Origin of the sequence: Pedobacter sp. BMA, from assembly GCF_001027745.1 — a bacterium.
In the GTDB taxonomy this organism is placed as follows: domain Bacteria; phylum Bacteroidota; class Bacteroidia; order Sphingobacteriales; family Sphingobacteriaceae; genus Pedobacter.
Genome location: NZ_LECU01000003.1, coordinates 211628 through 231932, shown reverse-complemented (window position 1 = coordinate 231932; position 20305 = coordinate 211628). Strand labels below are relative to the sequence as shown.

At 42.7% G+C, this 20305-nt stretch carries 20 protein-coding genes; 16 read left to right on the top strand and 4 right to left on the bottom strand.

Annotated elements, in window-relative coordinates; translation table 11 throughout:
- Nucleotides 1-37 precede the first annotated feature (37 nt).
- From AB669_RS05405 to AB669_RS05375, 7 genes are all read left to right on the top strand, one after another.
- The gene (locus AB669_RS05405; RefSeq protein WP_047798274.1) at nucleotides 38-523 is read left to right on the top strand and encodes a hypothetical protein; all 486 of its coding nucleotides are present in this window, start codon (nucleotides 38-40) and stop codon (nucleotides 521-523) included.
- Nucleotides 524-709: 186 nt separating this feature from the next.
- Nucleotides 710-1153: a hypothetical protein gene (locus tag AB669_RS05400; RefSeq protein ID WP_047798273.1), complete on the top strand. Its 444-nt coding sequence runs from the start codon at nucleotides 710-712 to the stop codon at nucleotides 1151-1153.
- A gap of 558 nt (nucleotides 1154-1711) precedes the next feature.
- Nucleotides 1712-2143, top strand: coding sequence for a hypothetical protein (locus AB669_RS05395; protein ID WP_047798272.1), 432 nt, complete (start codon nucleotides 1712-1714; stop codon nucleotides 2141-2143).
- Nucleotides 2112-2852 carry a glycosyltransferase family 2 protein gene (locus tag AB669_RS05390; protein ID WP_047798271.1) on the top strand — a complete coding sequence of 247 codons (741 nt, stop codon included), beginning with the start codon at nucleotides 2112-2114 and terminating at the stop codon, nucleotides 2850-2852. Before AB669_RS05395 ends, AB669_RS05390 begins: the two co-directional genes overlap by 32 nt.
- Nucleotides 2853-3237: 385 nt before the next feature.
- Nucleotides 3238-4314, top strand: coding sequence for an MraY family glycosyltransferase (locus tag AB669_RS05385; protein ID WP_231582626.1), 1077 nt, complete (start codon nucleotides 3238-3240; stop codon nucleotides 4312-4314).
- Between the two features lie 142 nt (nucleotides 4315-4456).
- Nucleotides 4457-5461 carry a type I glyceraldehyde-3-phosphate dehydrogenase gene (gene gap, locus AB669_RS05380; RefSeq protein WP_047798270.1) on the top strand — a complete coding sequence of 335 codons (1005 nt, stop codon included), beginning with the start codon at nucleotides 4457-4459 and terminating at the stop codon, nucleotides 5459-5461.
- Nucleotides 5462-5626: 165 nt separating this feature from the next.
- Nucleotides 5627-6202, top strand: coding sequence for a hypothetical protein (locus tag AB669_RS05375; protein ID WP_047798269.1), 576 nt, complete (start codon nucleotides 5627-5629; stop codon nucleotides 6200-6202).
- Nucleotides 6203-6221: 19 nt separating this feature from the next.
- On the opposite strand, the gene AB669_RS05370 is transcribed toward AB669_RS05375, so the two are convergent.
- From AB669_RS05370 to AB669_RS05365, 4 genes are all read right to left on the bottom strand, one after another.
- Nucleotides 6222-7283, bottom strand: coding sequence for a cyclic nucleotide-binding domain-containing protein (locus AB669_RS05370; protein ID WP_047798268.1), 1062 nt, complete (start codon nucleotides 7281-7283; stop codon nucleotides 6222-6224).
- Nucleotides 7284-7351: 68 nt separating this feature from the next.
- Nucleotides 7352-7555, bottom strand: a complete 204-nt coding sequence (locus AB669_RS22085) for a hypothetical protein (RefSeq protein ID WP_156166683.1) — start codon at nucleotides 7553-7555, stop codon at nucleotides 7352-7354.
- A 9-nt stretch (nucleotides 7556-7564) separates the two neighbouring features.
- The gene (locus AB669_RS22080; RefSeq protein WP_156166682.1) at nucleotides 7565-7711 is read right to left on the bottom strand and encodes a hypothetical protein; all 147 of its coding nucleotides are present in this window, start codon (nucleotides 7709-7711) and stop codon (nucleotides 7565-7567) included.
- 195 nt (nucleotides 7712-7906) lie between these two features.
- On the bottom strand, nucleotides 7907-9766 hold the full coding sequence (locus tag AB669_RS05365) for a leucine-rich repeat domain-containing protein (RefSeq protein WP_156166681.1): 1860 nt from the start codon (nucleotides 9764-9766) through the stop codon (nucleotides 7907-7909).
- An 88-nt stretch (nucleotides 9767-9854) separates the two neighbouring features.
- Here AB669_RS05365 and AB669_RS05360 point away from each other — a divergent pair, with 88 nt between their 5' ends.
- The 9 genes from AB669_RS05360 (at nucleotide 9855) to mraY (ending at nucleotide 20288) form a co-directional block, all read left to right on the top strand.
- Nucleotides 9855-11438 carry a hypothetical protein gene (locus AB669_RS05360; protein ID WP_047798266.1) on the top strand — a complete coding sequence of 528 codons (1584 nt, stop codon included), beginning with the start codon at nucleotides 9855-9857 and terminating at the stop codon, nucleotides 11436-11438.
- A gap of 213 nt (nucleotides 11439-11651) precedes the next feature.
- A complete protein-coding gene (locus AB669_RS05355) occupies nucleotides 11652-12092 on the top strand; it encodes a GNAT family N-acetyltransferase (protein WP_047798452.1) in 441 nt (146 codons plus the stop codon).
- A 3-nt stretch (nucleotides 12093-12095) separates the two neighbouring features.
- The gene (gene pgk, locus AB669_RS05350; RefSeq protein WP_047798265.1) at nucleotides 12096-13289 is read left to right on the top strand and encodes a phosphoglycerate kinase; all 1194 of its coding nucleotides are present in this window, start codon (nucleotides 12096-12098) and stop codon (nucleotides 13287-13289) included.
- Between the two features lie 418 nt (nucleotides 13290-13707).
- Nucleotides 13708-14175, top strand: a complete 468-nt coding sequence (mraZ, locus tag AB669_RS05345; RefSeq protein WP_047798264.1) for a division/cell wall cluster transcriptional repressor MraZ — start codon at nucleotides 13708-13710, stop codon at nucleotides 14173-14175.
- Nucleotides 14165-15070, top strand: a complete 906-nt coding sequence (gene rsmH / locus AB669_RS05340) for a 16S rRNA (cytosine(1402)-N(4))-methyltransferase RsmH (protein WP_047798263.1) — start codon at nucleotides 14165-14167, stop codon at nucleotides 15068-15070. The genes mraZ and rsmH overlap by 11 nt, the downstream gene beginning before the upstream one ends.
- On the top strand, nucleotides 15067-15495 hold the full coding sequence (locus AB669_RS05335) for an FtsL-like putative cell division protein (protein ID WP_047798262.1): 429 nt from the start codon (nucleotides 15067-15069) through the stop codon (nucleotides 15493-15495). Before rsmH ends, AB669_RS05335 begins: the two co-directional genes overlap by 4 nt.
- Nucleotides 15485-17581, top strand: a complete 2097-nt coding sequence (locus AB669_RS05330; protein ID WP_047798261.1) for a penicillin-binding protein — start codon at nucleotides 15485-15487, stop codon at nucleotides 17579-17581. The genes AB669_RS05335 and AB669_RS05330 overlap by 11 nt, the downstream gene beginning before the upstream one ends.
- Before the next feature lie 2 nt (nucleotides 17582-17583).
- Nucleotides 17584-19041, top strand: a complete 1458-nt coding sequence (locus AB669_RS05325) for a UDP-N-acetylmuramoyl-L-alanyl-D-glutamate--2,6-diaminopimelate ligase (RefSeq protein ID WP_047798260.1) — start codon at nucleotides 17584-17586, stop codon at nucleotides 19039-19041.
- The gene (mraY, locus tag AB669_RS05320; protein WP_047798259.1) at nucleotides 19041-20288 is read left to right on the top strand and encodes a phospho-N-acetylmuramoyl-pentapeptide-transferase; all 1248 of its coding nucleotides are present in this window, start codon (nucleotides 19041-19043) and stop codon (nucleotides 20286-20288) included. The genes AB669_RS05325 and mraY overlap by 1 nt, the downstream gene beginning before the upstream one ends.
- Nucleotides 20289-20305: the final 17 nt, after the last annotated feature.

Genomic DNA, 20305 nt, shown 5'->3' with positions numbered 1-20305 from the left:
AAGTCGTTTGTTGCTCAAAACTTCTCGCTTGCAAAAAATGTCCAGCTACAATGGTGTTGGATACATAGCAAAGATTTTATTAACTATACTTATTTTAGGTTTAACCAATAGTACTAAAGCTGCTACAATAGTTGGCTGCTTGCTGGATGGAGGGCCGGGCGTGATATATACATCTCCAATCGGGCAAACTAAATTCCATGGAAACGGAACATATAAAGTTTATAATAGAAACGGAGCGGTTAAATATAAGGTTTATAACCCTGTAGCGAACTGTGATGAATATTCACCTTCCGAAATAAGATCTCATAGTGAAGCAGGATATGCTGGATGTTGGGTAAATACTTATGTAAATGCAACAGATAACCAGGATGGAGCTGCCTATGGTTCATGGGTTGAAGTTGATGAACGCGCCTCATGTGTAGCAACTCTCCCAATTGATGACTATGTCCCTTTTCTTCTGATCCCAATAGGGCTGTTAATTTTTATTTATATGAGGGAAAAAAACAATTACTTATCCCAATAATTTTCCTCATACCGAGAACTTTTCTTCCTTTAAGATATAAAATTATTATTACGGACAACTAAATATTTTCGAATTTAAGTTATTGACACTTAATTCGTAATTATCTTGAAGTTAGTTGAACAAAAAGAACGAAGCCCCTAAAGTGGTATAGTTGTAAATTTATACCTACATCAAGTGTTGGGTATTATGCGAGGAGTAAGGTTGTCCATATTTGCAATCTTTTTATTGGTTACATCAAAAACATTTTCTGCTGAGGGATGTCTGGTTGGGAACACCATTTATTCAACAAGAACAAGCAGTTCTGTTCAAGTGGATCTTCTTTCGAACGGTATGAATGTGTTTAAAGCAGATTCTCCAATCGGTACAAATAATTGTATTTCAGGAACAATAATGGGTACATGTCAGGTATGCCATGGAAATCCCACCGTTGGAATTAGTTTAGGTGGAGTAAAAATTCTCCTGTGTACACTTGGTTTAGATCTTTTGCGGCCGGTTGACAATGGCATTTACTATTCAAGTTATATCCTGGAATGCAATCTCGATGACTACTCCTGGCTTTTCGGTGCCTATGTTGCTATGGTCGGTTTGTTGATGATTAGACGGAAAAGTTTAAGCAAAACCAATATTTAGCACTAGTTCAATGACAAAAGATAGTATTTGATCTTATATCTATTTCGCATCCTCGAATGCCATAGTTAAGACAGTAGTCAGGCTTATATTTCCTTGTACCCTCGCACTTAACAGAAAGGAACCAGCTAGGAACAAGGTAGGAACCAGAAAGGAACATGCTAGGATTAAACTCCTAGAAAAGTCTCTTCATTACCCCTTTAAAGCCCTTTTTGACCACTTTTATCCTAGCCACTCGCTGCAAACGAGGTTTTGTTATCTTTGCTTATTCACAATGAAGCAATTCCGCCGACGCTAATCTTCAGGCTAAGGTTAATAGTAGGTTGGTAGTATCACGGCGGATAACTTCCCTGCGCTTTGCTTGCACTTTCCTTGCACATTCCTTGCACATTGTTTGGGTAAAACCAAAGAAAACGCAGTCAATACCCATTTAAACCCGCTTTTTCACACGAAAATCCCCTTAGACCTGGCAAGGAGGCGGTTTTCCGAAGATGCCTTCTAACACTCTTGCAATTTTGACCAAAAAAAAATATCTTCACTTCATGATTAATTCTTTAGCTTATGAAAAAGTTAAACTTAATCATCCCGCTCTTATTCATCCCACTATATGCCTTACCTGATACGCCCGTCTATGGCTGCAGATTAGGCTTACGCATCTGGACGACACCTGATTTTAAATATCATGCTGGTGTGCCTTACTTTCTGAACGACTTCGACCATGATGGAAATGCCGATGGCTATACCAATAACACAGGAAGGTGCAGTGCCGGTAGTTACGGAACCTGTACGATTATCAACGAACTTGACGGAACAGTTTATAGAACGCAATCCGCTGGAGATATAGGCGAATTATCCTATTTCAGTGTAGACAACTGTTCTCTGGACGATAATATCTCACTATTAGCTATATTTACCCTCGCTGCGGTTTTTGCTAAGAAACGAAAGTGGCATCAGTTTCAACATGAAAATATCCCTCATCACGGTAGTATATAACGGAGAAGCGTATCTTGAAGACTGTTTTCAATCGGTCTTTGCGCAAACGCATCCTGATGTCGAATATATCGTGATCGATGGCGGATCAACCGATGGAACACTAAAGATTATAGACCAGCATAAAAACCAGATCAGTTATTTTGTTTCTGAAAGCGACCGTGGATTGTACGATGCGATTAATAAAGGCATTGCAAAATCAACTGGCGATATCGTAGGAATACTTAATGCCGACGATACCCTGGCCGGTCCGGAGATTTTAGCGCAGGTAGCAGAGGCATTTAACGCTGAAGAAATCGATGCGCTCTACGGCGATCTTCATTATGTGCATCCTTCATCAGGAAAGATCATCCGCAAATGGAAATCGAAACAAGCCACCAGCAGCGATTTGGAGAAAGGCTGGATGCCCGCACACCCAACACTGTACCTGAAAAGAACATTGTTCGAAAAGCATGGAAACTACTCGCTGGACTTAGGTACAGCTGCCGATTACGAATTAATCTTAAGGTTTCTCTATAAGAACAACCTTAAAGCACATTACTTGCCACAGCTGATGGTGAACATGCGTATAGGCGGTGTAAGTAACGGATCCATCAAAAGCCTATTTAACGCTTTGCTAGATGATTACAAAGCCATGAAACGCAATGGCCTTCCGAACCCAGTATTCGCGCTGGTACTAAAAAAGCTAAGTAAACTGAAGCAGTTTGGATAATCTTTAAGATCGTATAGTTTTAAAATCGGATGGTTTAAGATCGTATAGTTTAAGATCGTATTGCTTACGCGCTCGCTATCTCCGCCCTGCTATCCGGCATAGCAAATTTTCGCAGGAAAAACCAAGAAGCGCTTTGCAATTCCATTCAAATTTCTACTGTCCAAGGCAGGGTTAAGTGATGAGATGGGGAGGTGAAGGGGGAGAGCCTGAAGCCTGCCGCCTTCAGCGATTCGCCGGTTTTTACAAGAAAGGATGCAAGCCTTGATTTTTTTGTTACTTTTTTGATCAGGCAAAAAAGTAAAGAAAGTCAGGCCTTGATTTTTTTGTTACTTTTTTGATCAGGCAAAAAAGTAATCAATATATTTGTTAAGTAACCGTTCCCGTTTTGTTTAAAGATATACTGTCATCACATCCAGAGTACTTTTACATTGCCATTTTCATACTGGCATTTTCCATTGTGATCTTAAGTGTACCCAGCATCATATACACCGCTTTAAAATATAGGTTATTCGATAAAAACGACCTTCACCGTAAAAACCATAAGCGAAACATCTCAAGGCTCGGCGGTTTAGCGATCGTAGGAAGCTTTACCCTTTCCATTCTGCTTTTCTCTGCTGTGATCAGCTTTAAGGATGCCAACTTCCTCATCGCTTCCTGTATCATTTTGGCCGCCCTGGGACTCAAAGACGATGTGCATGGTACCAATACCAGTACTAAATTCCTGTTGCAGATTTCTGTGGCATTTATCCTCGTGTTTTTCGGAGCTTTCCGGCTAACCAGTTTATATGGGGTGCTGGGTATTGGCGACATACCGGCATTAGCAGGTGCACTATTTTCCATTGTATTGATCATATTTCTGAACAATGCTTTCAACCTGATCGATGGCATAGATGGATTAGCGGGTACAATCGGCATTTTGGCTAACCTGGCTTTTGGATTGCTATTCACCATAATGGGTGAGGTTTGTTACGCGGCGATTGCTTTTGCCCTGGCAGGCGCCATTGCAGGGTTTTTAAAGTACAACTGGTTCCCTGCAAAGATTTTTATGGGAGATACAGGTGCGCTCATCATTGGTTTGGTGTCAGCGGCATTGGCCATCAGGTTCATCGAACTCAATAAGTTTACGCCCTACGTTCATCCTAAATTCTATTCTGCCCCGGCTATTGCAGTAGCCATTTTAGTGGTGCCTATTTTCGACTCTCTAAGGGTTTTTACCATCAGAATTCTGAGCCGTAAATCTCCGTTCAGGGGCGACCGGAACCATATTCATCACCGTCTCGAACAACTGGGATATAAGCCCAACCGGATTGTTATCCTTACCGCCGGGCTTAACACAGGAATTGTTGCTGCGGTAGTGCTCTTGCAAAATCTGGGGAACTTCACCCTGATTATTCTGATCATCGTGTTTTGCATGGTTTTCAATGGATTGATTACTTTAAGGCTGATACGGAAAAAGATCTGATAATTTTACGCGATTTATCATCCACTCATTCCACCTTTCCATCATCAATTTTCCATCTTCCACGCTCCATATACCATGCTCAATCTTGCAAGTACATTCTTTCTTAAATTAATGCTAATTTCGCACAATAATTACGAAGCAAATGAGAATAGCAGTAAATGGGTTTGGTAGGATAGGAAGAACTTTTCTTCGCCTTGCAGTAGCCGAGGGATTTGAAGTTGTGGCAATCAACGACTTGGCTGACGCTAAAACCATGGCTCATCTATTTAAGTATGATTCTGTTCATGGGGTATTCTCAGGCAATGTCTGTGCAAAACCCGATGCCCTGGTGTTAAATGGCACCACAATACCTGTGTTTTCAATTCAGAATGCCGAAGAATTACCCTGGTCGGCTTTAAGGGTCGATCTGGTGGTCGATTGTACAGGCAGAAACCTTACCCGTGAGGCAGCTGAAAAGCACATAGAAGCAGGTGCCAGACAAGTATTGATTTCAGCGCCAGCGGCAGATGATATCCCTATGGTGGTGCTTGGAGTAAACGATGATCAGATTGATTTGACTGCTACAGTGCTTTCCAATGCCAGCTGTACTACCAATAACATTGCGCCCATGATCAAGATCCTGAATGATAACTGGGGGGTTGAAGAAGGTTATATCACCACCATCCACTCGATGACGGGCGATCAGAACCTGCATGATGCCAATCACAAAGATTTGCGCAGGGCCAGGGCAGCCTCATCATCCATTATTCCCACTACCACAGGAGCAGCAAAAGCCATTACCCATATTTTTCCTGAATTAGATGGACGTTTAGGGGGAGCGGGCATTCGCGTACCGGTATTGAACGGATCACTCACCGATTTTACCTGCCTGCTGAAAAGCAAAACCACCATTGAAGAAATCAATGCTGCATTTCAGACCGCCGCAGAAGGCGATCTAAAAAATATTATTCAGTATACCGAAGATCCGATTGTATCCATCGATGTAATTGATAACCCACATTCATGCGTATTTGATTCACTATTAACCTCTATCGTTGGTGATATGGTTAAAGTGGTAGGCTGGTACGATAATGAGTTTGGATACAGCAGCAGGTTAGTCGATGTAGTGAAGAGGATAGGAGCGCTTGATGCTCATATAGCTTCATAATATCGTTTGGTTCTAATCCAGCTATCCGAATACACTTCTTTTCTTTATTCTCATTGGTTGTGAAATTTTGACTACAATCAATTTCCCGCTTGTTTAAAATCATGAGCGGTTCATGATACATTTTTAATATTTGTTTACCCTATTGAAAACAAATATTGACAACAAATGATAACCAACCCAGGAAAAACTACGCATCAGGCAGCCCCTGTCATGAACTTAAGAGATTTTCTGCAGCTATTTTCACCTGTTATTGATAACCACCAGCACTCGGAAGCCCTGCGATTTCTCTACAGTTGTACCCGCTTTGAACAATTAACAAAAGGCACTGTAATTGCGCTCTCTAAGTTAGCCCCTGATCAGTTCATCATTGTAAGTGAAGGACTGATCAACGGGTTTACAATGAATGAACTGTATCGCCAGGACATCTGGATTGGGGTGTCGGGAAGCATACTCATCAGCGACCGCTTCAGCGCGCAGAACATGCAGATCGAAACCCTGGAGTCGTCGCGATTGCTGATCCTCGATGCCAAAGCACTAGAAGCAGGTGCTGTGCAATATCCCATTATTAACCGCTTATTCAGCCATTTGCTCTATCCAAAAGCGGTGAGTGGATTAGAACACATCTCACATTTATTCAGGCTGGATAATGCAGTTGCCCGCAAAGGTTATCTCGAGCGCGCTTATCCGGGATTGACGAAGCGCTTATCGCCCGCAGTATATGCAGCCTATGTGGAGCATTGAGAACTTGATGAAAATCTTCCTAATTTTTAATGGTGGCCAATCCCTCGGCATGTCCGATAAGAATATCATTGCCTTCCTTTTTAATAAAGCCCTCTTTTGTGAGCTCACTCAGCACACGACTGAGGGTTTCAGCAGCTACACCGGCAAAACTGGCCAGGTCATTCCGCGATAGCGATAGTTTCCGGCTGCGTTCACTATTTTCCTCTGCAATGCTCAGGCTCAGTATCGCGTTGGCTACCCTTTTGCGCACAGAGTGATGGGCAATATCCACCACCCTTTCGCTCAGCTGGTTTACCGCAATTGACAGGTCCTTCACGAAGATCCGCAAGAGGTCAGGGTATTCCATGATCATCTCCTGCAGCTCCCTATTGGGGATAGTCACCACCTGAACCGCTTCCAGTGCTTCCGCGCTATCCAGCGTTTCATAACCCAGAGTTAACGACTCAATGCCGAAATAAGCACCCGCCCCATATATGGCGGTAATAATATGTTGTCCGGTTTCATTGCTGCGGAAGGTTTTAACCCGCCCGTGCTTCACAAAATGCAGACCCGTTTGTCGCTCGCCCTGATGATAAAGGGGCTGGTTCTTTTTATAGGTTTTAACCGGGAACTTCTCTAAACGCGAACCCAGCCAGCCCATAATGTCGCTGATATTGCTCATGCGTTTGAGTTGAAGCCGCTCACGCAGGAATTGCTCATGTTGAAACCGCCGCTTCCGCAAGCGTACCTCAACCAGGTTCAGCAACTCTACATCATCAAAAGGATGCATAATAAAACCATCTGCCCCAAGCTCCATCGCTTTCCGGGTGCGGTTAGCTTCCGCTTCCTCTAAAAGCATAATGAAACCGATGCCCGAAGTCTCCATAAATTTATTGGTTGTTCTGAGCACGGCAAAGCCATCGATGCCGTTAAGTGGAATGCCGCAGATGATCAGGTCGAAAGGATGGTTCCGGATTAGCTCCACCGCTTTTTTCCCGTCGGCAGTAACCTCAGCATAGTACTTGCCTACGGTTAAAATATCCGCAATCTTCGAGCTTAACTCAATGTTACTAACGATAATTAAGATCCTGGATCCTTCCATTTACTTACTTTTTGAATCCAGAGGACGGTAGTCCCCGAAAATGATAAAGATGATTGTTTGTTTCCCGCTCACCTTACAAAAAGCTCCCTGAGCGATGAGTTCAGAAGGTTGGAGTAAAATGCAACACCCAGCAGGGCCAGTCCCGCTAAAATCCAGGAAAGTTCTTCAGGGTTAAGCCGCTGGAAACGAAGGCGCAATTTACACCAAATAAATGAAACTAAACCCGATGCCAGCCCGCAATAGCGAAACAATACCGTGATTACATGACTCATTTTGCCTCCTTAGTTTGAGTGGTTACGGAGATAGGGAGCTGAATAAACCTGTGTAAACCTCCGGGAAGCCTGCCCATCGGGCACTTCAGGATGCAAACAGCCGGTGGTGGTGATAGACCTCCGGATTGGCTTTTCCGGAGCAAATGCAGTTTTCATGATATTCTTAGGTTAATTTAAACCGAAATTGATCAAAGTTCCGCTGATATCCCATGACTATAGTCAACGGTTTTATTGATAATAATCAACAAAATAAAATTCGGTGTGCATTTCAACGGCATTGAAGCCACCTTCAGCCTTGAAAAATTTAATAAGCGTACCTGAGTACATACTGTTCTCAAAAGAAATCAACTGTTAATAATAACCTGTCGTTACAGCAGTTCTCGGCAGAAGCTGTTTGAGTTTTATACCATCCGAAACTGGGAAGTTATTGCCAGCTACATTCAAAATCACCAGGGTATTGGCTAATTTGGCAAAATCGTCTGAGATAGCCGAAATTTTATTGGATGTAAAATAGGCGGTTCTTAGCTTTTTGAGGTTGAAAAAGTTAGGCGGAATGCTCTCAATCTGATTACCATCAAACCTCACTTCAGTCAGCTCAGGAAGATCTCCGATAGAGGAGGGCAAAGTTTTGATTTTAGTAGATTGAACATTAATGTAAGTGAGTTTTTTGAGATCGCCGATTCGATCAGGTAAACTCTCCAGGTCTAAACTTTGTATCCATACAGAAGTCACGTTGCTTAAGTTCCCCAAACCTGCTGGCAAAGTTTTAAACTTGCCGCCAAGGATTAACGATCGCAAATTCTTTAAATTTCCAAAGCTTTCGGGTACTGATGTAATGTTTGTCGCATTTAGCTCAAGCTGAGAGATATTTAAATTTCCAAAGCTGTTTGGTATCGAGCTGAATTTAGATTGCAGGGTCAAAGAGTCCAGACTTGTCAGGTTATCAAAATTAGCGGGAATGGCATCTGAAGATGTACTCGATACATAATAAAGCCGTCTGAGTTTACTCAGTTTAGTGATCGAGGAAGGCATAGCTGATGCTGAGCTGATCATCATCACCTCCAGGTCACTGAGCTCTCCGATATCCCAGGGTAGTTCGCTAAGGGGATTCAAATAGGCTTCCAGATATTTTAATTTTTTAAGCTTGCCGAAACTAAAAGGCAGATACCGCAGTCCGGATGCAGTGGCATAGAAGTATTCCAGACTTTCCAGGTTTCCAAAACTTTCGGGCAGGCTAACAATTTGAATACCGTACATCCCATGCCCAATGATGAGCTTTTTAAGCTTTTTGAGATTGCCGATGTTGTCTGCAAACTCAGGGCAGGGCGTACTCTCTATATTCAGGTATTCAAGTGAGCGGAATTTTTCTCCAATCAGCCTGGGAAAGATATAAGTTGCACTTCCGCTTAAATCGAGTTCTTTTAAATATTTCAAAGCCTGCAGGGCAGGATGTTGAAGCGTATCTGATAAAATCCATGCAATTCCACTGGCTGCAAGATTGAGTCTGGTGATGTGCCCGTTTTCATATTTCACACGATAGGAGCTTGGATCAAGCTGTAAGTCCGCTAGGGCCTCACTTTCCAGGTATTCACCACTTTTAAATTCTATGCTCGCTGACGCTGATTTGCTTCCATAATAAGATGTCCAAGTAAGCTTGTAGCTGGTATTAGCATAAGATTGAAATTCAATTGAAGGAGAATTAATCACATCGATTACCGTTCCGCCGTGGATCTGATTGAGCATTCTGGCGTATTGTCCCTCTACTGTCCATTTTCCGCCTCTGTACATTGTTCCAATCAAGTAAAGTTTGGTGCTGTTTTGAGGAGAAGCATTGGTAATTTCCACCTTCATGGGCTTAAAGCTGATCTGAACCCTGGATTCTGAAGGATTGACGCCACTAACGGTCCATCTCAAAGTATAAGTCTCGCCGGGCAAACCATTAAACTTCGAATCAGGTCTGCTACTGTTTGAAAAATAAACCAGATTATCTTCAATAAGTCCTTTTTCAATCGTCCACCTCCCGCTTTGATTTGATTTCAAGCTATCTGCATTCAGGCTCACCTGGAACTGTTCCACCTGGTTTTGATTAGTGCCCGCTGTGGCAAAGGGAGTAGCCGGAATCACGTTGGTTTGGACTTCCTTTTTGCATGAAAATAAAAAAACTGTAATGCAAATTAGGATGGTTAGAGATAGAAAAAACTTAGAGCGCATGATTAATGAAGTATTCGATAAAATTAAATGATGTTTTTCATATCAGCAAAATAATTTACCTTTACTTGTCATTAACGTTAGTCTCTGAATGCGTAAAGTTTATTTTCTGGCCATCTTGATTGGTCTTATCTCCTGCAAAAAAACACTTATCGAAGATGTTAAAGGAGATTCACTAAGAATTTCTATTCTTCCTTTGGAAGAATTAAGCCTTAATGCGTTTAAAGTAACAGGAAGTTTAGAAATAAGAAATCTATCGGGTGATATCGCTTACGGGCTTCTGGTGGGGAAAACGCTAAATCCTACTGAGGCGAATTCAAAATCATTTCCCATAGCCAGCACTTCATCATCTGTAGATTTTACGCAAAAGATCGAAGGCCTGGATACGGGGCAGGTTTACTATGTAAGGGCATATGCGAAAAGGAACAATCTGATAGAATATTCTGCCAACCAGACCCTTGCTAAAGTTTCGCCGCAAATTCTCCGGGCAGATACCAGCCTGAACTATGGACGAACTTTGTCTCTGTTTACCAATATCGTTAAAATTGATCCACAAGCACAGGTTCAGGTTTTACTAAACAATAAGCCCATCACACTAAAAAGCATTTCGCAAGGGTTTATGACCACTACATTTCTGGCAGAGTTTGACGAATCCTTTCTTCCAGGAACGATGGAGCTGAGCCTAAAGGTGGGAAGTGTGACCATCAAATACCCCAAGAGTGTAAAGGTGCTGTCAGGAAAATGGAAACAGCTTAACGATCTGCCATTTGCTGATACCGGATTTTCCCTTTGGACTGAGCGAATCAGAGTAGGAGACTGGATTTACGCCCTGGGACTTTCCCAGCAGTCCACCCCGGTATTTAGTAAATTCAACTTTTTAACTGGTCAGCAAGTTACCTTGAGTACAATTCCTGAAGGCTATGCCTATCAAAACGGGGCAGTAGTCGCTTTGGGTAATGAAATTCATTTTATCGCAGGTGAAAAGGTTGGTAATTATCAGAACTGGTTGCTGAGTAAAGCTCATTTCGTCTATAATATCAATAGCGGTACATGGCGACGGGAAAGTGATTTTCCAGGTGATGAACGCTCAGACCCGGTAGCTTTTGTATATGGGGAAAAGCTTTATATGGGGATGGGCGCTAACAGAGCAAGTTCGCCTGTTGTGCGAAATGATTATTTTTCTGATATGTGGACTTACCAGCCGCAAAGTAAAACCTGGTCGCGCTTAAGCTCATTCCCCGAGGAAAAGGGCAGATTAAGTAGCGGGACTTTTACCATCGGGTCAAAATTTTATCTCACAGGAGGGGTATCCAAAACGCAGTATTCCAACACGCCAAATAAAGAAACCTGGTGTTATGATATCGCTGCAGATCGCTGGAGCAAGAAAGCTTCCTTTCCCGGGAAGGCTCAAGTCTTTTTTGCTAGCTTCACTATAAATGGAAAAGGTTACGTTGGCCTTGGAGAATCAAGTAGCTATAATTCATATTATGGAAGGAACCTGGAAACTGATTTTTATCGCTACGATGCTGATAAAGACGATTGGACTCAGGTCAGTAGCGGCCCTCAGCCTGCCGGCAATCCTTTTTCAGCATCTTATGGGGAATATGGAATTTACGGGGCTGGCGCAGATGTCAATAGTACTGCAAAAACCTCCTTATTTGCATTTTATCCGTAATCTTCTCTTCTAATGATGCAATAACCCAATGTATTACCTTCATAAAAGCACTCACTGCCAAGTGAGGATACAGTGATGAAATTCTTCAAAATTGTGACCTCGCTTTTTTAGGTGATTTCAAATGCTTTATTAACTTTGCAAACGTTTGCGAAGCATCTGGAAGCGGTTGCGTAGATGATTGCTACCTGCGGCTTGATACTTGATACGAAAAATATGGTCAAATTCATCCTTCCCGAAGAAGTACTTCCCCTAAGGAGCCTCATGTTGAGAAACGGAAAGCCCCTCGCCGAATGCGTTTTCGAAGGTGATTCCAGTTACGATACCTTTCACCTGGGTTATTATGCAGATGACGAAATCAAAAGCGTCGCCACTTTTATGCGTAACGATTTTTTCCCTGATGAAGGAGAAGGCTATCAGCTGCGGGGCATGGCTACCCATCCCGATGAAGGAGGAAAGGGCTTTGGTGCTGCATTGATCAGCTTTGCCATCGAATACCTCAAAGAATACAATACCGCCTATTTATGGTGCAATGCACGTTCATCCGCTGCTGGTTTTTATAAGAAACTCGGCTTTGTGAATATGTCTCCTGAATTTGACATTCCCGGAATAGGCTTCCATTACGAAATGAAATTAAACTTAAACCATAATATATAAAACATGAACACGATAGACCAGTTCGATTTTAAAGATAAAAAAGCGCTCATCAGAGTTGATTTTAACGTTCCATTGGATGCTGAATTCAACATTACAGACGATAAAAGAATCCGTGCCGCATTGCCAACCATCAGCAAAATTCTGAAAGATGGTGGTGCAGTAATTTTGATGTCGCATTTGGGTCGCCCGAAAGATGGTCCGACGGATAAATATTCATTAAAACACATCGTAGCTGATCTGTCAACATTGATCGGTACCGAAGTGAAGTTTGCAGACGATTGCATCGGCGAAAGCGCGACAAGCCAGGCGGCAGATTTAAAACCAGGTGAAGTGTTATTGCTGGAGAACCTGCGTTTCTATAAAGAAGAAGAAAAAGGGGATGTAGCTTTTGCAGAGAAGTTATCTAAATTAGGTGATGTATATGTAAACGATGCTTTCGGAACGGCACACCGTGCACATGCTTCAACATCAATCATTGCACAGTTTTTCCCGGATGCAAAATACTTCGGTTATTTAATGGCGTCAGAAGTAGAAAATGCAGAGAAAATCTTAAACCATGCAGAGCGTCCGTTCACGGCGATTATGGGTGGTGCGAAAGTATCTGATAAAATCCTCCTGATTGAAAAATTATTGGATAAAGTAGATAACCTGATCATCGGTGGTGGTATGGCTTACACCTTTGCAAAAGCACAAGGCGGTGAGATCGGTACTTCACTTTTAGAGGCCGATAAACAAGAGCTTTCTTTAGAATTAATTGAAAAAGCGAAAGCAAAAGGCGTAAACCTGATCCTTCCGGTAGATACCGTGATTGCTGATAAGTTTGCAAACGACGCAGATAAAAAAGATGTAGATGCAGGTCAGATTCCGGCCGACTGGATGGGCCTTGATATCGGTCCGAAATCAGCTGCTTTATTTGCTGATGTAGTAAAAAACTCTAAAACATTATTGTGGAATGGTCCGATGGGCGTTTTCGAAATGGAAAGCTTCCAGGTAGGTACCAAAGCCATTGCTGATGCGGTGGTTGCGGCTACAAAAGAAAATGGTGCATTCTCGTTAATCGGTGGAGGTGATTCAGCTGCGGCAATCGCTAAATTCGGTCTGGAAGATGAAGTAAGTTATGTATCAACAGGCGGTGGTGCATTATTAGAATATATGGAAGGTAAAGAACTTCCGGGCGTGAAAGCCATCAATGGATAGTCTGAGATAATCTCAACTATATCGCGTTTTCGCGGTTGCTTAAACCCTTCAACATCACTTGATGTTGAAGGGTTTTTTATTCCCGCCGGTAAACAGCAACACAATCGGGTAAACCATTCCCTTTCCTTACATTTGTAGCTGAAAATCGTCAGTTATCGCTGAAATAGTTGAAATACTGGGCGGGTCTCCCACCGGATATCCGGATTTGGGATTTTCTCCCACTTTTGAAAATATTGTCTATAAGTGGTTATTTATCAGTGTTTAATGGGTTTTAAGTCCATAGTCCGAAATTCATTTTGGTCTGTTTTTGGCACTCTAGTGTAACAAAAACGATGTGGAAAACTTTTTTGTGGTAAATTGTGGTAAAAAGTGGTAGAACTCTTTACTTTTACACTACATAAAAAGTGTAGCTACCACTATGACCCAACTTTTAGGAGAATTCGATTGTAAACTTGACGCAAAGGGCCGCCTTTCGGTTCCTGCTGCGCTTAAGAAACAATTGCCTGCTGCTGAGAGTGAGGGGCTTATCATCAACCGGGGTTTTGAAAAAAATCTGGTGATCTATCCTAAAAATGTTTGGGACGCCGTAGTGGCCGACCTTGCCAGGCTGAATATTTACGATCAGGAAAACCGGGCTTTCGTCCGCGCTTTTACCCGTGGCGCCACTGAGCTGTCGCTCGATGCTGCCGGAAGGGTGCTTTTACCGAAGTCTTTAACAGAATATGCAGGCATCAGTGCCGATATCGTACTGGCTTGCCAGCTCGACCGCATTGAGGTATGGGATAAAAAATCTTACGAAGATATTTTTGATGATGTGCCGGCCAACTTCGCCAACCTGGCGCAGAAAGTAATGGGAGATAAGAAAGGAGGCGTTGATGGAGAATAATTACCATGTTCCCGTAATGCTTCAGCCTTGTATTGATGGTTTAAATATCAAACCCGATGGTGTATATGTGGATGTTACTTTTGGTGGTGGCGGTCACTCCAGGGAAATACTGAAACACCTGGGGCCAAAGGGTGTACTCATTGCTTTCGATCAGGATCCTGATGCACAGGCAAATGTTCCGGCCGACGACCGTTTCATCTTTATTGATCAGAATTTTGGTTTCTTAAAAAATAACCTGCGCTTGAAAGGGTTCAGACAGGTGGATGGTATTCTGGCCGATCTGGGAGTGTCCTCACATCAGTTTGATATTCCGCAACGTGGTTTTTCTATACGGTATAATGCCGACCTGGATATGCGCATGGATCAGCACCGCGATCTCACTGCGGCGCAGGTATTGAACACTTACGCAGAAGATAAACTGCATAAAATTTTCGGGATTTATGGTGAAGTGAAAAACGCAAAGTCATTGGCCCGTGCCATTGTAACTGCACGTTTGGAGAAACCGTTTACAGATATTGATAGCTTAAAATCGGCCATTGCCGAATATATACCGAGAGGAAAAGAAAATAAATACCTGGCACAGGTTTTTCAGGCGCTGCGGATTGAAGTGAACGCCGAAATACAGGTGCTGGAAGATTTTCTGCAGCAGGCATCAGAAGTATTGAAGCCGGGAGGGCATTTGGTGGTGATGTCTTATCACTCACTGGAAGATCGCCCGGTAAAGAATTTCATGGCCAAAGGCAAGTTTCAGGGAGAGGTGGAGAAAGACTTTTTCGGAAACCAGCAGAAACCATTTAATGTGATTACCCGCAAAGCGATAGTAGCCAGCGACGAGGAGATTGCACAAAACAACAGGGCCAGAAGTGCTAAACTTAGAATAGCAGAGAAGATATGAACAGGTTTAGAGAGGATATAGAGGAGGAAGAAATCGGGCCTGAACCTGAATTGAAAGCTGCGCCAGCGCCTAAAAAACCGCGGACAGCCGAAGAGAAAATGGATAGTAACTCATTCATCAGCAAATTATTTAACGATGGATTGGTTACGAAAGAGGCGGCAACTGATGCGCTGCCTTTTTTGTGTTTTCTGGCTTTTTTGGGCATGATATACATTGCCAACAGCCACTTTGCAGTGAACAACGTTCGCCGCATTGATAAATTAAATAAAGAAGTAAAAGAATTAAGATGGGAATATAAATCCTTAAAGGCCGACCTCATGTTCAGAAGCAAACTGACAGAAGTAGCCAAAAAGGTAGATACCCTTGGAATTAAAGAATTAATCGAACCACCCAAAAAAATAATTGTTAAAAGCGATGAATATTAGAGCAAACATCTTGCTTCGTGTATATCTGGCATTTGGCTTAATTGTGCTTTTTGCTTTGGCGGTATTCTTACGCCTTAGTCAGGTGCAGTTTGTACAGGGCAAAAAATGGAAGGCTATGGCAGATAGCTTGTCCACACGCTACGTAAATGTGGAGGCTACCCGCGGAAACATTTATTCCAATGATGGCAGTTTACTGGCCACTTCGGTGCCCGAATATGAGCTGCGTATGGATATGTTCGCCGGTGGGATTGCAGAAGATAAGGTTTTTAACGAAAAAGTAGATTCCCTGGGCATTAAGCTTGCTCAGCTCTTTCAGGATAAAACCGCAAAGGAGTATGCCCGCTACCTGCGCAGAGGTCGTCAGGACAGTGCACGGTATTTACTCATCCACCGCAAAGTGGGTTATGCTGATTTGAAAACCATCCGCACGTTTCCGCTATACAATATTGGCAAGTTTAGTGGTGGTTTAATTGCTGTGCAGCAGAACAAAAGGATTTTGCCTTTCCAGGCTTTGGCTGCCCGTACCATCGGATATAAAAATGAGAACGTAGCCAACGGTGTAGGTTTGGAGGGAGCATATAAAGAATACATCAACGGTGAAACCGGAAAAAGATTAATGCAGCGCATTGCAGGTGGTGTTTATATTCCTGTAAATGAAGAGGCTGAAGTAGCACCAAAAGATGGGGCGGATATCATCTCCACCATCGACGTGAACATGCAGGATTTGGCGCAAAGCGCACTGGAAAAACAGTTAATTAAATATGATGCAGATCACGGTGCGGTGATTGTGATGGAAGTAGCTACCGGTGAAATTAGGGCGGTTGCCAATTTTTCAAAGGTAGAGGAAGGCGTATATAAAGAGAAATTCAATTATGCCATCGCCGGAAATCAGGATCCCGGATCAACTTTCAAACTGGCATCCTATATGGCTCTACTGGAAGATCAGCTTATTGATACCAATTTGATGGTGGGTACCGGGAACTATAAAATTCCAGGTCACATGATTAAAGATTCGCACGGAAGTATTGGGGTGGTTACGGTTAAAAAGGCTTTCGAACAGTCATCTAATGCGGCTATCGCTTACCTGATCAATAGTAAGTACGGAGAGAATCCCCGGAAGTTTACGGATCATTTATATGATTGGCACCTGAACCAGAAACTGGAACTGCAGATCCCTGGTGAAGCTAAGCCGGTGATCAAAAACCCATCCAACAAAAGTTGGGGTAAAATGACCCTACCACAAATGGCTTATGGTTACGAAATGCAGCTTACACCATTAAAAATGTTGTCGTTTTACAATGCGGTGGCTAACAATGGTAAATACATAGCGCCCATTTTTGTGAAAGAGATCAGAAGGTTGGGTAATCCGATTGAGCAGTTCAAAGCCAGGGTGATAAACGATAAAATTTGCTCTGATGTAACCTTGAGTAAGATCAAAAACATGCTGGAAGGGGTGGTGATTGAGGGAAGTGGAAAACAGTATGTGCATAACCCATTATATAGAATCGCAGGTAAAACCGGTACAGCGCAGGTAGCCGATGCCAATAAAGGCTACAGGGCTAAAAAGCAATATCAGGCATCTTTTGTAGGTTATTTCCCTGCAGAGAAACCGAAGTATTCCATGATTGTGGTAATCAACGATCCAAAGGGTGGCTATTACGGTGCTTTGGTATCAGGACCGGTATTCAGGGAAGTGGCCGACCGCATTTATGCCAGCGACATGCAGATGGGTACTGATGCACCAACACGTTTGGTAGGCGCTCCCGGTAATCCGCCAACTAAAGCCGGACAAAGCAAAGCTACTCAGAAAGTGTACAGGGCATTTGGTTTTAAGCCACTTTTCGCGTCAAAATCAGAGTACTATAATATTGTGGATACCAGCGGAGGGGAAGTGTTTCAGGAAAATACCGAACGCCGAGGGGTAATGCCTAACGTATCGGGAATGGGATTAAAGGATGCACTTTACCTGATTGGAAATGCAGGCCTGAAGGCAAAAGTAATAGGCTCAGGCAAAGTAACCAGCCAGTCGATTGCCGCCGGAACCAGAGTGGGAAGAGGTTTAGGCGTACAAATAGAATTGAATTAAAAATGCAACTACAAGAGCTACTTTACGGCATAACGATTAAAGAATTGGTTGGGAAAACCGATAGGGAAATCAATGCCCTGAATTTTGATTCGCGTAAGGTAGCGGAGGGGGATGTATTCTTTGCAATTGTCGGTACGCTTTCTGATGGACACCAGTTCATTGATCAAACCGTTGCACAGGGTGCTGCTGTAATCATCTGTGAGAATTTGCCTGAAGTGCATGATTTCACGGTTACTTATATCAAAGTAGAAAATACTGCTGTGGCTTTAGGTATTATGGCGGGTAACTTCTTTGGTAATCCCTCAAAAGATTTGAAGCTGGTAGGCATCACCGGTACAAATGGTAAAACCACCATTGCAACCATTTTATTTAAGTTATTTAAAGATCTGGGTTATAAAACCGGCTTGCTATCCACTGTAGAGAATTACATCAACGATACGGTTGTGGTAGCTACTCATACTACTCCTAATCCAATTGCACTAAACCAATTGCTCAGGGATATGGTGGACGCAGGATGCGATTACTGCTTCATGGAAGTGAGTTCTCATGCGGTATCGCAACACCGTATAGAAGGGCTTACCTTTGCTGGGGGTGTTTTTTCAAACATCACACACGATCATCTCGACTTCCACAAAACCTTCGATGCCTATATCAAAGCGAAGAAAGCATTTTTTGATGGTTTGCCGAAATCAGCTTTTGCATTAACCAACACCGATGATAAAAACGGTATGGTGATGCTGCAGAATACCAAGGCTTACAAGAAAACCTATGCCCTAAAACAGCTTGCTGATTTCAAAGCAAAGATCATAGAAAATCAGTTCAGTGGCTTGCACCTGGATATTGATAATGAAGATGTATACTTCAAGCTGGTTGGTTCATTCAACGCCTATAATCTGTTAGCCGTATATGGAACTGCCTTACTTTTAGAGCAGGATAAATTAAAAGTGTTAACCCTGCTGAGCCGTTTAACCGGAGCCGAAGGCAGGTTTGATTATATCGTATCTCCGGATAAAGTGATTGGAATTGTGGATTATGCACATACTCCTGATGCTGTTCAGAATGTACTGAGCACCATTGCCAACATTAGAAAAGGCAATGAGCAGGTAATTACCGTAATTGGTTGTGGTGGCGATCGGGATAAAACCAAACGCCCGGTAATGGCGCAGGTAGCATGCGACTGGAGCGATAAAGTGATTTTAACATCTGATAACCCAAGGACTGAAGATCCTCAAACGATCATCAATGAAATGGAAGAAGGGGTATCGCCTACAAATAAGCGCAAAACTTTATCCATTTTAGATAGAAAGGAAGCAATTAAAACCGCCTGTCATTTGGCGAAAAGTGGTGATATCATTTTGGTAGCCGGAAAAGGGCACGAAAAATATCAGGAAATCAATGGGGTAAGGAACCATTTTGATGATAAGGAAATTTTACTGGAACAATTAAACCCGAACAGCTAATGTTATATTTATTATTCGAATACCTGCATAAGCACTATGACATTCCTGGATTAAGGTTGTTTCAATACATCACGTTCCGTGCATCGGTCTCTATTATCCTGTCCTTGATTATCACTACAGTATACGGAAGAAGGCTGATTGATTTCCTGCATAAAAAACAGGTTGGAGAAACCGTAAGGAACCTGGGCCTGGAAGGGCAGATGCAAAAACAGGGAACACCAACCATGGGGGGGATTATCATCCTGCTGGGGATTTTAATTCCGACTTTGCTTTTCGCCAATATCACCAATGTATATGTGATTTTAATGATTATCACCACCATCTGGATGGGTACAGTGGGCTTTTTGGATGATTACATCAAAGTATTTAAAAAGAATAAAGAAGGCTTGGCCGGTCGCTTTAAAGTGGTAGGCCAGGTAGGACTTGGATTAATAGTAGGTACTACGATGTACTTTCACCCGAATATCGTGGTGCGTGAAACGGTTCAGGACAATGTAAAGAATACCTCAAATGTGCCAATGGTATTGCGTCAGAAAGGGGAGACCTTTTATTATACCCAGGATGTGAAGTCTACCAAAACCAATATGCCTTTTTACAAGAACAATGAGTTCGACTATGCAAAGGTATTGAAGTTTTTGGGTGGCGATTATCAGAAATATGCTTTTATCATCTTTTTGATTTTTACCGTATTCATCATCACAGCAGTATCAAATGGCGCAAATATTACCGATGGTATAGATGGGCTGGCAACAGGAACATCAGCTGTAATCGGAATTACCTTAGGGATTCTGGCTTATGTTTCAGGAAATACGGTGATGGCAGATTACCTGAACATCATGTACATTCCAAACTCTGCGGAGCTTATGATTTTTGCCGGTGCCTTTGTGGGTTCATGCGTAGGATTTCTGTGGTACAACTCTTATCCCGCTCAGATTTTTATGGGCGATACCGGTAGTTTGGCTATTGGAGGGATCATTGCTTCTTTCGCTCTGATGATCCGCAAAGAACTCATCATTCCAATTCTATGCGGGATATTCCTGGTGGAGCTGGTATCGGTTATTATGCAGGTCTCCTACTTTAAATACACGAAGAAGAAGTTTGGCGAGGGGAGAAGGATATTTTTAATGTCGCCCCTGCATCACCATTACCAGAAGAAAGGATACCACGAAGCAAAAATCGTAACCCGATTCTGGATCATTGGAATTATGCTGGCCATCATCACCATTGTAACACTGAAATTAAGGTAAACCCAATACTATAATTA